We start from the raw sequence: 12844 nt of genomic DNA on the forward strand, positions 1-12844 counted from the left end.
AGACGCGAGTGACGCGAAAAGGGAGAAGGTCAGGGAGGAGTGGCCGTTTGAAAAGGCGCAGCGGATCCACCGTTTCGACCTCAGCAGAGCGGACGCACGGGTGGTAATCTTTTCCCCTTTCCCATTTCCCCTTTCCCATTTCCTCGGGGGAGAAGGACAGAGGCGTAGGTCCGCTGCTCTTGGCAGCCGACGGAAACTCTAGGCTTGCAATGCCGTTCGTCCGTGCGCTGGGTGCGACCCTCGCTCCGCGTCGTGAGGCGCGCCGATGGTCGACCACCGGGCCCACGCCGACGCCGGCGGCAGCGGTGGTGCGAACAGAAAGCCCTGGGCGAAATCGCAACCGGCAGCGCGTACGAAGTCGCGCTGCGCCACCGACTCGACCCCTGTGGCGACCACACGAATGCCGAGGGCATGGGCCACGGCAACGATGGCCTCGACCAGGGTGCGCTGTCTCGCATCGGTGTCGACCCCGCGAATAATGCTGCGGTCGATCTTGAGGGAGTCGATACCTCGTGCCGTCAGACAGGACAGCGCAGACGTACCGGTGCCGAAGCCGTCGATGGACACGGTAATGCCGCTCTCGCGGACACGACGCAGTTCGTCCTCGACCTCCGGGGCGTCATCCAGCAGCAGGGCCTCGGTGACGTCGATACCGACCTGGCTGCAGGCCAGGCCCAGGTCGCTCAGCACCCCGCCCCAGCGCGCGGCCCTGCCCGCAACCGCGAACCGTCTCGTCGACACGTTGATGCTCATCTGTATGTCGTGCCCCGGTTCGTCCCGCCACTGCCGTGCCAGGCGTGTTGCGTCGGCAAACACCGCGTCGTCGATGGCACCGCTCAACCCCGCATCCTCGGCGACGGCGATGAATTCGCCCGGACTGAGCAAGCCGCGCTGCGGGTGATGCCAGCGCAACAGCCCCTCGGCCCTGACAACGCTTCCGGTTCCGAGATCGACGATGGGCTGAAAATACAGTTCGAACTGCCCGTGCTCCACGGCGAGGCGCAGCTCCTCGATCAGGGTCAGTCGCTGCTCCGCGGCAAGCTGCAGGCTGGGCGTGAAATAGTGGAATCGGTTGCGCCCATCGGCCTTGGCGACGTACATCGCGCGGTCCGCGTTGATGAGCAGTTGACTGGCGTCCTGCGCGTCGCTCGGATACAGGGTAATGCCGATGCTGGCCGACACGTGCACGGCGGTCTCGCCGATCAGGAACGGCTGCGCGAGGGCCTCGCCGATCTTGCGTGCGACCGTGCCGACGCGATCCGTATCGGTCAGTGCCGGCAGAAAGATCGCAAACTCGTCACCGCTGAGTCGCGCCACGGTGTCGGTGGAACGCACACATTCGCCCATGCGCCGCGCCGCCTCGACCAGTAGCCGGTCACCCGCGTCATGGCCGAAGGTGTCGTTGACCTCTTTGAAATGGTCGAGATCGATGAACAGCAGTGCCAGCATCTGGCCGGCGCGCTGCGCCACGCTGATTTGATGGCCCAGGCGGTCGATGAACAGGCGGCGGTTGGGGAGTTGCGTGAGCGTATCGTAGTTGGCCTGCCGCCAGATGAGGTCTTTCAAGTGCCTCTGCTCGGTAATGTCGAATACGATGGCGCGGAAACTGGTATCCGAGTCCGTGGCGACGGCCTCGATGCGCATATGGGCTTGCGCGTCCGGGCTGTCGGGCCGCAGCAGCCCGACCTCGCAGGTCTCGCGGGTCTCCTGAGTCCGATTCGCCACGACCCTGGCGACGAAATCCTCGAAGGAGGAGAGATCGCCGGGGGCGACGAAGCGGCTGAAGCGCTCCCCGATCAGCTGCGTGCGTTCGGTTCCGAGCAGGTCGGCCCCGATGAGGTTGATCTGGCGGATGATGAAATCCTGGTCGAGGACCAGGTAGGCCACCGGAGCGAAGTCGTAGAGTTCGGCGTAGCGGCGCGCGCCGTCTTCGATCTCGTCACGCGCCCGAGCCAGTTCCGTGTTCTGCAGTTCCAGTTCTATCTGGTGCACCTGCAGTTCGTTCAGTTGTCTGAGGACGTCGGCATACTTGCCGTGGGTCACGCCCTCTCGTTGCTGCTGGCGCAGCAATGCCTCTGCCCGGCGGCGCAGCACAGCTGCATCCTTCTTCTTGTCGATACCGTCCATACGAACCCTCTTTGCAGACCGCGCTCCTTGCAGTGGGGCGATCCCTTAGCCGAGGCTTGGACTATTACCGGCAATGGTATGGCGCTGATCCTCGGCATTCCGTGCGGCAGCGCACATAGCGATGGCCGTGGGGGCTAGATCGGCGCCTGCCGGACGTCCCGGGCGCCGCAGGGCGCCCCGTCTTCGGCCAGGGGCGAAAGGCGGCCGGTCAGTGGCCCGCCTCCTGACGCAGTGTGGACTCAAGCTTCTTAGTCGCGGTGATGTCGACCAGCGTGATTACGACCCCGTCGATGACGTTGTCCAGCCTGCGATAGGGCATGATGCGCACGGCAAACCATCGTCCGTCGTCGGCGAGGACCTCCTTTTCCGTAAACACCAGGGTGCGCAAGGTCTCCAGGGCATCTTCATGGAGCCCCGCGTATTGCAGGGTGGTGGTCAGGTCGCTGAGGGGCCGGCCGACGTCGCTTTCGCGCAGGTTGATGATCTTCGCCGCCCGGTCGGTATAGCGTCTTACATGCAGGTTCTGGTCGAGAAACAGGATGGCGATCTCGATGCTGTTGAGCACGTTCTGCATGTCGCTCTGGGCGAGGGAGAGATCGTCCAGCTTGGTCTGAAGTTCGACGTTGATGGTCTGCAGTTCCTCGTTCATGGACTGCATCTCTTCCTTGGAGGTCGTCAGTTCCTCGTTGGTCGACTGCAGTTCCTCGTTGGTGGATTGTAATTCCTCGTTGGCCGACTGCAGTTCCTCCCCGGATGCGCGTGCCTGATCGTTCAGTATCTCGATCTCGTGGCGCAATTGCTGTACCTCGGCCTCGTGGGCCGCATCCCGCGCACCCTTGGCCTTGCCCCGGCCGGTCGGGATCGCGGCGACATCACGAAACACGACCATGGTCATGTCCCGCAGCGCAGCCGGTTCGCGAAAGGCGTGCACGGTGACGTCGACGGACTGCTGGGTGTCGCCCGGAAGCTCCACCCGGAGGCCGTGCAGATGCAGTGGTTCGATCCGTGCAGAGACCCTTTTAAGGGCGTCGGTGAGGGGCACGCGTAGACTGTCGCGTACCATGGAATAGAAATTCCAGTTGGCCTTGCCGGCTGCCGGTTCCAGGTACTTTCCGGTGCGCCCGCTGATATAGACGATATCGGCGTCCCTGTTGAGCACGACGGCTGCAGGGGCGTACACCTGCAACAATACCTCATCGGCCGCCGCTTGCAGGCTGTCCGGCGGGTGGCTGGGTGGGCTGGGAGGCGACACGTGGTGCTCCTTGGTTGGCCGGTATATTTGGGGGAACGCGTTGAGTGTGAAGTGTGGGTCCCGCACGGAGACATCGTCCTGGCGGAGGTAGAGGCGTAGCCTGGACACGACCGGGACAAACAGGTAATCGAGCTGCCCCACCGTCTCCGCACTTCCAAGCTGCAGTAGGCCACCCGGGCGCAGACAGTAGTGAAACAGCGGCAGCAGTCGGCGTTGCAACCGGGGATCAAAGTAGATCAACAGGTTGCGGCAGGCGATCAGGTCCAGCTTGGTGAAAGGCGGGTCGAGCATCACGTCGTGCTTGGCAAACAGCACCATGTCGCGGATGCGCGCGTCGATCTGATAGTGGTTCTCGTGCCGAACGAAGTAGCGGGCCAACCTGTCCGCGGACACGTTGGCGTCGATAGACAGGGGATAGCTGCCGCGCCGTGCCGTCGCGATGGCGTCCTGGCTCAGGTCCGAGGCGAAGATCTGCAACCGGAATTCGTCTGCCGACGTCACCCGCCGCGCCGCCTCCCGGAAGACCATGGCCAGCGAATAGGCCTCCTCGCCGGTCGAACAGCCCACGACCCAGGCCCGCAGCGGGTGCTTAGGCTCGCGACGCGCCAGCAGGTCCGGTATGGCGACCTGGGCGAGATACTCCCAGACCTTCGGGTCGCGAAAGAAGCTGGTTACTCCGATCAGCAGCTCATTGAACAGCAGGTCGAGCTCCTGGGCATTGTGTTCGATGAACTCCGCGTAGAGTGCCATCGAGGCGATCTTGTGGATGGTCATGCGCCGTTCGATGCGGCGATGCAGGGTGCTGTTCTTGTACAGCGAAAAGTCGTGCCCGGTGTGCGTCTGCAGCAGGTTGACAACCCGCTCCAGCGGTGCTGCGGCCGCTTCGGCCGGTTTCTGCTCCTCGGTAGTGTCCGGGCCCGACACCTTGGCGACAGAGGCCAGGATGTGGGCCGGCAACTCGCCGGGTGGCGCGACGATGTCGGCGCAGTTCGCGGCGATGGCGCTCCTGGGCATCGAATCGAACTGTGCCGAGTCGGGTGCCTGCACCAGGGTCAGTCCGGCCACCGCCTTGATGGCCTGCAGGCCCAGGGTGCCGTCCGTTCCCATGCCGGACAGGACTACCGCGATGGCATCCTCACCCTGCGCCTTGGCCAGGGACGAGAACAGCACGTTGATGGGCAGCCGCATGCCGCGCGGCTCGCTGGGTCTCGCCAGGTGCAGCGTGCCGTCGACCACGCTGAGTTCGGCATTCGGCGGGATCACATAAACGCAGTTCCGCTCGACGCGCATGTCCTGCTGCGCCTCGTGGACGGGCATTTTCGTGGCCCGCTGCAACAGTTCCGGCAGTAGCGCGCGTTGCGTGGGATCGAGATGCTGCACCACGATATAGGCCATGCCGCTGTTGCGCGGTATCGGCGCCAGGAACTGCTCCAGTGCCACCAGCCCACCCGCCGAGGCACCGATGCCGACGATGCGGATCGAGGCGGCCGCTTCGGCGGCGCCATCAGCGGCCGCCGGGGAGTCCATGCCGGACCGGCTCTCGGTAGATCCGGGGGTGCGGCCGGGGGACGTCACGCCCCCTGCGACCCCTCGTTCTCGAAGGCCATCATCATGATGGCCTCGCCGCCCGGAGAGACCTTCGCGATGATCCTCAGGGGGCGCGGAGCGCCTGTGCCGGACTGCACCGTGCAGGCCGCGTGCGCATTGCCGTCGCGCAGCTCCTCCAGCAGCCCGGCAAGGGCCGGCCGGCTCGCGGGTTCCAGCAGGCTGGCCATCGCGCGGTCCGCCAACGCGTCCCTTGCGATACCCAGCAGGTCGGCTCCGGCCGGGTTGGCCTCGATGACCTGGCCGTTGAGATCGACGACGAAGTATCCCAATGGTGCACAATCGTAGAGGGCCTTGTAGTGCGCCAGGGCCTGCGCCATCTCGCGCTCATTCACCTCGAGTTGCCCGCGCTGAAGATCCAGCTCCACCTGGTGAACCTGCAGCTCGTGCAGGAGCTTGAGGGCGTCACCGGCGGTGGCGGGCGCACTGGCGAGGCGGTGGAGCATGGCCAGGGCGTCGACGCTTACGGACCAGTCGCCGGAGGAGGGCGCCGTACCCTGCTTCAGCCAGGTCTCGGCGTCGATGCGCAAACTGAACGGGTCGTTCTGCTCACGGGTGGATTTGGACATATAACCTCCGTTTATCTACAGTGGCGCAAGACACCCCGGCGCCGGACTACTCCGGCACTCGCGGCCGGGCGTCCATGATGCATCGTCCAATGCCGTTCGTAAGACCAATGCAGTTCGTAAGGCCCATGCAGTTCGTAAAAGTTGTGCCGTGATACCCGTGTCCCCATAGACAGAATGTGCCAATGTCACCCAGCATCATACCCTCACTGGAAGGATAGGAGGCCATCATGGGACGAAGCAATCGTGGCGCACGCCCGGGGCCGCCTCGTCCTGCCCGGCTTACCCCGTCGTATTCAGTTCCCCGCGATGGCAGGCCCCTGGCAGGGCGGGGCGGTCGAACGCAAACGTTCAGTGGGCCCCGGGCACCATCCCCCGTCGTCACAGGTTAAGTTCCGGGAGCAGGCGGGCGAACTCGATCTTGACGACCCGGTAGCATTCACAAGCGCGCGCCTCCAGGCCGCCGCGGTCCCGCACCGTGAGGTGGCCACGATGGTGATCAATCAGGCCCGCACGCTGCAATTTTCCAACGGCTGCGGTGACCCCCTCGCGACGGACCCCGAGCATGCTGGCGATCAGTTCCTGGGTCATGGTCATTTCGTCCGAATCCAGGCGGTCCACTTGCATCAGCAACCAGCGGCACAGTTGCTGGTCGATAGAGTGGTGACGGTTGCACGCCGCCGTCTGGGCCATCTCGGTGATCCGGGCCTGAGCATAGCGCAGCAGGAGGCGGTGCAGCGGGCCACCAGGATCGCAGGTATCCTTCAGCACCTGCGCCGGCAGGCGGTGAGCGTGGCCGGCATTGCGTACCATGGACTGGGTAGTGGTGGACTCGCTGCCCATGAATGCTGATATGCCGACCATGCCTTCGTTGCCGACCGCGACGATCTCGTTCGACTCGCCATCCCTGGTCACGTAGAGCAGGGATACGATACAGCTGGTGGGAAAATAGACGTGGCCCATTGCCCTGCCAGGCTCGCAAATCACCTCGCCCAACGCCATCGGCACCCGCTGCAGATGCGGCAGGAGGCGCCGGCGCGTCTCGGCCGGCAACGCGTCGAGCAGTCGATTCCCGGTCGCGGCATCGAACCGGGCAACGGCACTGCGACCTGCCGTACTTACATTCCTTGGTCTGGCCTCGCGATTCACAGCATCCCTCCTGTGACCCACAGAAAATCAATATTATAGCCCCTCGACAACCCTATGTTGTCCAGCGCACCGAAGCGCGGGCCGCGATCGTCCATCATCAACTGGCACGCTCACGGCCCCTCCGGGGGAAGGCACTCGAAATCGTGCCCATCGTCGCCGGCACGGTGGGCCTGGCCGACGGCGGGTTCAGCCTGTAGGGTGGGCCTTGATCTGTTGCTGCGATGCAGCAAGAATGTCTCTGGACCTTTCTGGGGCGAATCCACGTGACCAAGCCGCGCAGCACGCAGCCCAATGCCCTGCGGGACATGGAGGGCTTTTTCAATCCGCGCGCCATCGCGGTGTTCGGGGCCAGCGACAGCCCGGGCAGCGTGGGTGGGCGGGTGTTCAGGAACCTCACGGACAGCGGCTATCGTGGCACCCTGTACGCGGTCAATCCCAAGCACAAGCGGGTGCTGGACGGCGACTGCTATCCCGATCTCAAGGCCATCGGCCATGCTGTGGACCTGGCGGTGGTGGCCACGCCGGCCCGTGCCGTGCCGGGCATCATCCGCCAGTGTGGGGAGCGGGGCACGCCCGCCGCCATCGTGTTGTCGGCCGGCTTCGCCGAGACGGGGGCCAAGGGGCAGGCCCTGGAGGAGCAGGTGATGGACCTCGCCCGCAAACAGGGCGTGCGCATCCTCGGCCCCAACTGCCTCGGTCTCATCCGTCCGGATGCCGGCATCAACGCCACCTTCAGTAACGGCTCGGCCCTGGCGGGGGACCTCGCCCTGGTGTCCCAGTCCGGTGCGGTGGTGACGGCGGTGCTCGACTGGGCCCAGGAGCGCAACCTGGGCTTCTCGGCCATGGTGTCCCTCGGCAATGCCGGCGACGTGGACTTCGGCGAGGTGCTGGACTACCTGGCCCTGGACCGCAAGACCCACAGCATCCTGCTCTACGTGGAAGGCATACAGCACAGCCGCGGCTTCATGAGCGCCCTGCGGGCCGCCGCGCGGGTCAAGCCCGTCATCGTGGTGAAGGCCGGGCGCAACCCGGCGGGTTCGGCGGCGGCGAAATCCCATACCGCCGCCCTCATGAGTGGCGATGACGTCTTCAGCGCCGCCCTGGAACGGGCGGGTGTCATCCGCGTGCGGGACCTGGACGGCCTGTTCGCCGCCGCGGCGGTGCTGGGCAGTGGGGCGCGGGCCCTGGGCAACCGCCTCGCCATCGTCAGCAACGCCGGCGGCTTGGGGGTGCTGGCCACGGACCGGCTGGGTGACATGAAGAACCTCGCCCTCGCGGCGCTGGACCCCAGCACCGTCAAGCGCCTCGACCGGCTGTTGCCCGACCATTGGTCCCATGGCAACCCCGTGGACATCCTGGGGGATGCCGATGCGAAGCGCTATCAACAGGCCACCGCCCTGTGCTTCGAAGACCCGGGGGTGGACGGCGTGCTGGTGTTGCTCACCCCCCAGGCGGTCACCGATCCCCTGGCGGTGGCCAGGGATGTGGCGGAGACGGCGAAGGGCCAGAAGAAGCCCGTGCTCATGTGCTGGATGGGGGGCGCCCAGGTGGCGGCGGGGCGGGAACTGTTCCAGAGCCATTGCATACCCCACTTCGAGACCCCCGAGTCCGCCGTCGAGGCCTTCTCGTATCTGGCGGAGTACTGCCTCAACCAGAAGCTGCTGATGCAGGTGCCCGGTCCCCTGGGCTACGAGAGCCACCCCGATGCCGAGGGCGCGCGCATGATCATCCAGGGGGTGCTGGAGGAGGGCCGCTCCAACCTCAGCCTCACCGAGTCCAAGGCAGTGCTGGCCGCCTTCGGTATCGAGGTGGCACGCTCGGTGGAGACCCATTCCGCCAACGAGGCCCTGGTGGCGGCGGAGAGCTTGGGTTTTCCGGTGGCCCTGAAGATCAGCTCCCCCGACATCACTCACAAATCGGATGTGGGTGGGGTGCGTCTGAACCTGGCCACCCCGCAGGCGGTGCGCACCGGCTACGGGGAGGTGGTGAAGGCGGTGCAGCAAGTGATGCCCGATGCCCGTATCAGCGGCGTCACCGTGGAGCGCATGGCCCGCGTCCCCAACGCCCGGGAACTGATGGTGGGCGTGGCCCGCGACCCCGCCTTCGGCCCTACCATCAGCTTCGGTGCCGGCGGCGTCACGGTGGAGATCATGGGCGACCAGGCGGTGGCCCTGCCGCCGCTGAATCGCTTCATCATCAGGAACCTGATATCCAGGACCCGGGTGGCGGCCATGCTGGGGGCCTTCCGCAACCTCCCCGCCATCGACATGACCGCCCTGGAGACCCTGTTGCTCCGGGTCTCGGAGATGGCCTGCGAGTTGCCCGAACTGGTGGAGATGGATCTCAACCCGGTGATGGCGGATCACGAGGGGGTGCTGGTGGTGGATGCCCGCATCGTGGCGGCTCATCCGCCGCCGGGAACGGCGCCCTATGCCCACATGGCCATCTATCCCTACCCGTCCCACCTGGTGAGCGTATGGCAATTGGCTGACGGCACCAACATCGAGATCCGACCCATCCGTCCCGAGGATGCCAACATCGAGCGGGACTTCGTAAACAACCTCTCCCAGCAGTCCAAGTATTTCCGCTTCATGCAGAACATCGGCGATCTGTCCGACACCATGCTCATCCGTTTCACCCAGATCGACTATGACCGGGAAATGGCCCTCATCGCGGTGATCGAGGAGGATGACGGCGAGCGGGAGATCGCCGTGGCCCGCTATGCCATCAACCCGGACGGCCAGTCCTGCGAGTTCGCCATCGTGGTAGGAGACGAGTGGCAGGGCCGCGGCCTCGGCACCCGCCTCATGACCACCCTCATGGAGGCCGCGCGGGCCCGCGGCCTGGCCACCATGACGGGGGATATCCTGGCCAACAACCGCCCCATGCTCGAGTTGTTGAAGTCACTGGGTTTCCGCTTGACCACGAATCCCGACGATCCGGTCCTTCGGCAGGCGGAGAAGCAGCTTTGAAGGGTGGGGGATGGGAGGTGGGAATAGTGAATAGGGAATAGTGATTAGTGAATAGTGAATGGTGAATAGGGAATAGTGGGTGGTGAATGGTGAATAGTGGATGGTGAATAGTGAATGGTGAATAGGGAAATGGGAATGAGGGGTAGGGAGTAGGGAATAGGGAATGGTGAAAGGGACATGGGTGATGGGGAGTGGGCCCGTCCGTGGGCCGTGGGGGAGGCGCTGACTATTCCCTCAGTACCGATAGTGCTTGCGGTAGCCGCGGTAACTCCCGTGGTCCCGGTAATCGCGGTAGCCGTGGCCGTAGTCGGATCGATAATGGCTGCGGGGGCTGATGATGATTACCTTGGCTCCGCGGGAGCGATGACCGCGCTTGTAGTGTTTGGGGCCGTGCTCGCGGTGGTAGTCTTTCTTGCCGTGGTAGTAGTCTTTTTTGCCGTAGTAGTGGTCTTTTTTCGAATAGCGGCCGCGATAGGAGTGGTGGCGGTCCGATGGGTGGTAGTCGCCGATATACAGCCCGAACTTGGTCCCCGCCTGGGTCGGGGCTGCGGGCAGCAGGAAGACGCTCAGGGCCGTGACGGCCAGCAGACTGCCGATCTTGCTTTTCATGGTGTTCACCTCCAGGGGTTCGATGGCGGCCGAGGATTCGACCTTGGAGAGCATCATTCCATGGTGGGGATGAACGGGAACTGAACGCGTATCTGGGGTCGTATTTGGGGTCAGAGTAAAAACCTGCTGTTTTTACTCTGACCCCAAATGTTCTGACCCCAAATGTTCAGGATGATCTCAAACTTGGCGCTCTTGGCTTGGTGAGAGGAACTTCTCCTCTCTACACTCACGAATTCTGCTGGCGAGCCCCGTTTATTTCGTCTTGGAGTCCTTGGATGGCCGTCAGCACCTCGCCGATCTTCGGCTGCTCCCCGAATATCATAGTCGCCATAGACCGGTAGTCAGCCTCTATGGCGGCAAGCACGTGTCCTTCCGGAACCAGGCGCATGGTTCCCGGCGCCGCCAAATCGTAGCGCGCCCATCCACGAGGATAGAACCGTTGCTTGAACTCCACCACGTTGGCCAGCAGTTCCAGATCGGCGAGCGCGGCGTCCTTTGCCGGTGATCGCGCCATTCTCGCCAGGTCATAGTAATGGCGCGAGTAACGGGGTGGCTGGGGCCTGTCCTCCGGCCGATGGGCCTCATGATGAAGGATGGTGGCCTTTTCCCAGAACGTCCGTTCCGCCTTGATCACCCGGACAGCGCAACTCGAGCGCTCGAACACGTTTGGAAAGGCCTCGGCGGCATAGCTGCTGATGGTCCGTTCCTCGTTGGGAAGCCAGGAAGCGAGCGGACCAATCTCCAGGCGTACCTCGGGGCGCAGATAGCCCGCGTTAAAGGCCGCCGGGTACCGGACGTTGATGACGTGCCCATCGGCGCCATCGACCCCGCAATGGCAGACACCGTCCAGGGCCATGGCGATCAACGCGAGCAACTCCCTGGCGATATACGTCTCCGCCTGTTCGTCGATGGCCTTGTTCAGCGAGTCCTGCTTCGTCTTCGACCGCTCGGCCAAGGGGTCCTCCCCTTCTAGCACCCGCCAGTCCAGGATCAAGTCGATGTCTTCGGAGAACCGCTCGATCAAACCGTAGACCTTGGACAGGCTGGTGCCGCCCTTGAACATCAGCAACGGCGCTAGCTGGGGCGCCTGGAAGATCCGACCGAGAACCCAGGTCACCCAGAAGTCCTTCTCCACCACCGCCGGGGTGGTCCCCTTGACGGCCGCTGTCTCGGAGAACAGGTCGCGCCGTTCTCCAGGGGAAAGGCGGGCGACTCGGTCCATCAGTTGGCCTCCCGGCAGGCCCGTTTGATGACCTGGAGGACCCAGGTGGTCACAGTTCGGGTTTCCTTGAGGATACGCCGGCAGGTATTGCGGTCCAGCCGCTTGCGTAGGGCCTCGACGACGGTCTCGTTCACGTGCTCGGGGCCGAGGGCCTTGATAGCCTGGACCAAGAGGCCGCTTTCCCTGACCTGGAACCCCACGTCTTTCAGTGCGGACTTCTTGAATGCCAGGGTGGTTCCCCGGACGTCGTACAGGCGGTTCGGCCCATCGGAGAGATAGACCCAGCGCCCCGGCACTTGGCTGGACAGCCCCAGCAGGTTCAACGCCGCATCCCCGGATGGGAGGATTCGCCAGTTGAACTTCCGAGCCAAGGCGTGGGCCACTTGGTCCATGTCCGGGCTCAGAATCTGGCCCAGCAACTCACTGTAGCGGGGATAGTCATAGACACCGCGGTACACCCGCCGGATGGTGCCGGCGCGCGCGAGGCTGGACAGGGCCTGGTGGATGTTGGCCTCACTGAAATCCGGGGCGAAGTCCGCCTTGGTGAAGGCCCACCCCCTGCCGCGCCCGTATATCCTTGATATTATTTTTTTTTCAACAGGTTGCACGATTTTTGAGTGCTGATCTTTTCAGGAAAAACGAGTGCTTTTTCTGAAATGTAGCGCGCCAAGGGTCGAGATGCCAAATAATAGAATAACAGGGCAGGATAACAGGGGAAGATGATGAAACGGTTGGGGCAGCGGTATGTCCAGTACGTCAACCGGAAGATTTGGGGTCAGAGTAAAAACAGCAGGTTTTTACTCTGACCCCAAATGTTGTGACCCCAAATGTTGGAGCCAGCGGCCGTCGGTCGCTGGCGCGTCCATGAGTCGGGGGGGCTACTCGCGGAGAAGGGGGACTACCTGGGCACCCTGCGCCGGGATGGCGCCGTCGCGGTAGCGTTCCTCCATGCGGTCCAGGGCTGGGCCCAGTTCGCTCACCAAACGCTGCTGAATGTCATCGAGGCCTTCCCGGTAGTAGATGACTTCGCAGGGGACGCCGGCCTCCAGGCTGTTGCGCGCGGCGCCTGCCGCGGCCCGCCAGGAGATGAGTATGGGGCGGCCCCAGTCTTCGTCGTGGCGCACATGGCCGCCCTGGCTATCCACGAAGACGATCTCCTCGGCGTCTACCACCCCCACGTACTGCATGGTGCGGATGGGTATGAACACGCAACCGGTCTCACTGCGGGCCAGGAACAGCCGGCAGCGGTTGTAGTAGCGGGCGGGCATGGTCCACGCCAACCTGTCTACCTCGGGCAGGCGCACGAAGGTCTCGGTGGTGTGGCCGGACGCCATGGTGGTGG

9 protein-coding genes are annotated in these 12844 nt (G+C 64.2%); 1 reads left to right on the forward strand and 8 read right to left on the reverse strand.

What is annotated here, in order from left to right; all coding sequences use genetic code 11:
• Positions 1-198 precede the first annotated feature (198 nt).
• The 4 genes from U5S82_08975 to U5S82_08990 form a co-directional block, all read right to left on the reverse strand.
• On the reverse strand, positions 199-2127 hold the full coding sequence (locus tag U5S82_08975; protein ID MDZ7751779.1) for an EAL domain-containing protein: 1929 nt from the start codon (positions 2125-2127) through the stop codon (positions 199-201).
• A gap of 208 nt (positions 2128-2335) precedes the next feature.
• The gene (locus tag U5S82_08980; GenBank protein MDZ7751780.1) at positions 2336-4906 is read right to left on the reverse strand and encodes a chemotaxis protein CheB; all 2571 of its coding nucleotides are present in this window, start codon (positions 4904-4906) and stop codon (positions 2336-2338) included.
• 44 nt (positions 4907-4950) lie between these two features.
• Positions 4951-5553 (reverse strand): PAS domain-containing protein, encoded by a 603-nt coding sequence (locus tag U5S82_08985; GenBank protein ID MDZ7751781.1) that lies wholly within the window; start codon positions 5551-5553, stop codon positions 4951-4953.
• 378 nt (positions 5554-5931) lie between these two features.
• On the reverse strand, positions 5932-6615 hold the full coding sequence (locus tag U5S82_08990; GenBank protein MDZ7751782.1) for a Crp/Fnr family transcriptional regulator: 684 nt from the start codon (positions 6613-6615) through the stop codon (positions 5932-5934).
• A gap of 389 nt (positions 6616-7004) precedes the next feature.
• Here U5S82_08990 and U5S82_08995 point away from each other — a divergent pair, with 389 nt between their 5' ends.
• Positions 7005-9671 (forward strand): bifunctional acetate--CoA ligase family protein/GNAT family N-acetyltransferase, encoded by a 2667-nt coding sequence (locus tag U5S82_08995; GenBank protein MDZ7751783.1) that lies wholly within the window; start codon positions 7005-7007, stop codon positions 9669-9671.
• A 234-nt stretch (positions 9672-9905) separates the two neighbouring features.
• Here U5S82_08995 and U5S82_09000 read toward each other — a convergent pair whose 3' ends face one another.
• The 4 genes from U5S82_09000 to U5S82_09015 form a co-directional block, all read right to left on the reverse strand.
• Positions 9906-10337, reverse strand: coding sequence for a hypothetical protein (locus U5S82_09000; GenBank protein MDZ7751784.1), 432 nt, complete (start codon positions 10335-10337; stop codon positions 9906-9908).
• A 169-nt stretch (positions 10338-10506) separates the two neighbouring features.
• Positions 10507-11502, reverse strand: a complete 996-nt coding sequence (locus U5S82_09005) for a nucleotidyl transferase AbiEii/AbiGii toxin family protein (GenBank protein MDZ7751785.1) — start codon at positions 11500-11502, stop codon at positions 10507-10509.
• Positions 11502-12110 (reverse strand): DUF6088 family protein, encoded by a 609-nt coding sequence (locus tag U5S82_09010; GenBank protein ID MDZ7751786.1) that lies wholly within the window; start codon positions 12108-12110, stop codon positions 11502-11504. Before U5S82_09010 ends, U5S82_09005 begins: the two co-directional genes overlap by 1 nt.
• A gap of 270 nt (positions 12111-12380) precedes the next feature.
• Positions 12381-12836: a hypothetical protein gene (locus U5S82_09015; protein ID MDZ7751787.1), complete on the reverse strand. Its 456-nt coding sequence runs from the start codon at positions 12834-12836 to the stop codon at positions 12381-12383.
• Positions 12837-12844 lie beyond the last annotated feature (8 nt).

It is taken from the genome of Gammaproteobacteria bacterium, from assembly GCA_034522055.1.
Classification (GTDB): Bacteria; Pseudomonadota; Gammaproteobacteria; order JAABTG01; family JAABTG01; genus JAABTG01.

Bases quoted from the DNA above. Each gene is read 5' to 3' on its own strand.
- U5S82_08975 (MDZ7751779.1), bottom strand. From the start codon at position 2,127: ATGGACGGTATCGACAAGAAGAAGGATGCAGCTGTGCTGCGCCGCCGG.
- U5S82_08980 (MDZ7751780.1), bottom strand. From the start codon at position 4,906: ATGGACTCCCCGGCGGCCGCTGATGGCGCCGCCGAAGCGGCCGCCTCG.
- U5S82_08985 (MDZ7751781.1), bottom strand. From the start codon at position 5,553: ATGTCCAAATCCACCCGTGAGCAGAACGACCCGTTCAGTTTGCGCATC.
- U5S82_08995 (MDZ7751783.1), top strand. From the start codon at position 7,005: ATGGAGGGCTTTTTCAATCCGCGCGCCATCGCGGTGTTCGGGGCCAGC.
- U5S82_09000 (MDZ7751784.1), bottom strand. From the start codon at position 10,337: ATGATGCTCTCCAAGGTCGAATCCTCGGCCGCCATCGAACCCCTGGAG.
- U5S82_09005 (MDZ7751785.1), bottom strand. From the start codon at position 11,502: ATGGACCGAGTCGCCCGCCTTTCCCCTGGAGAACGGCGCGACCTGTTC.
- U5S82_09015 (MDZ7751787.1), bottom strand. From the start codon at position 12,836: ATGGCGTCCGGCCACACCACCGAGACCTTCGTGCGCCTGCCCGAGGTA.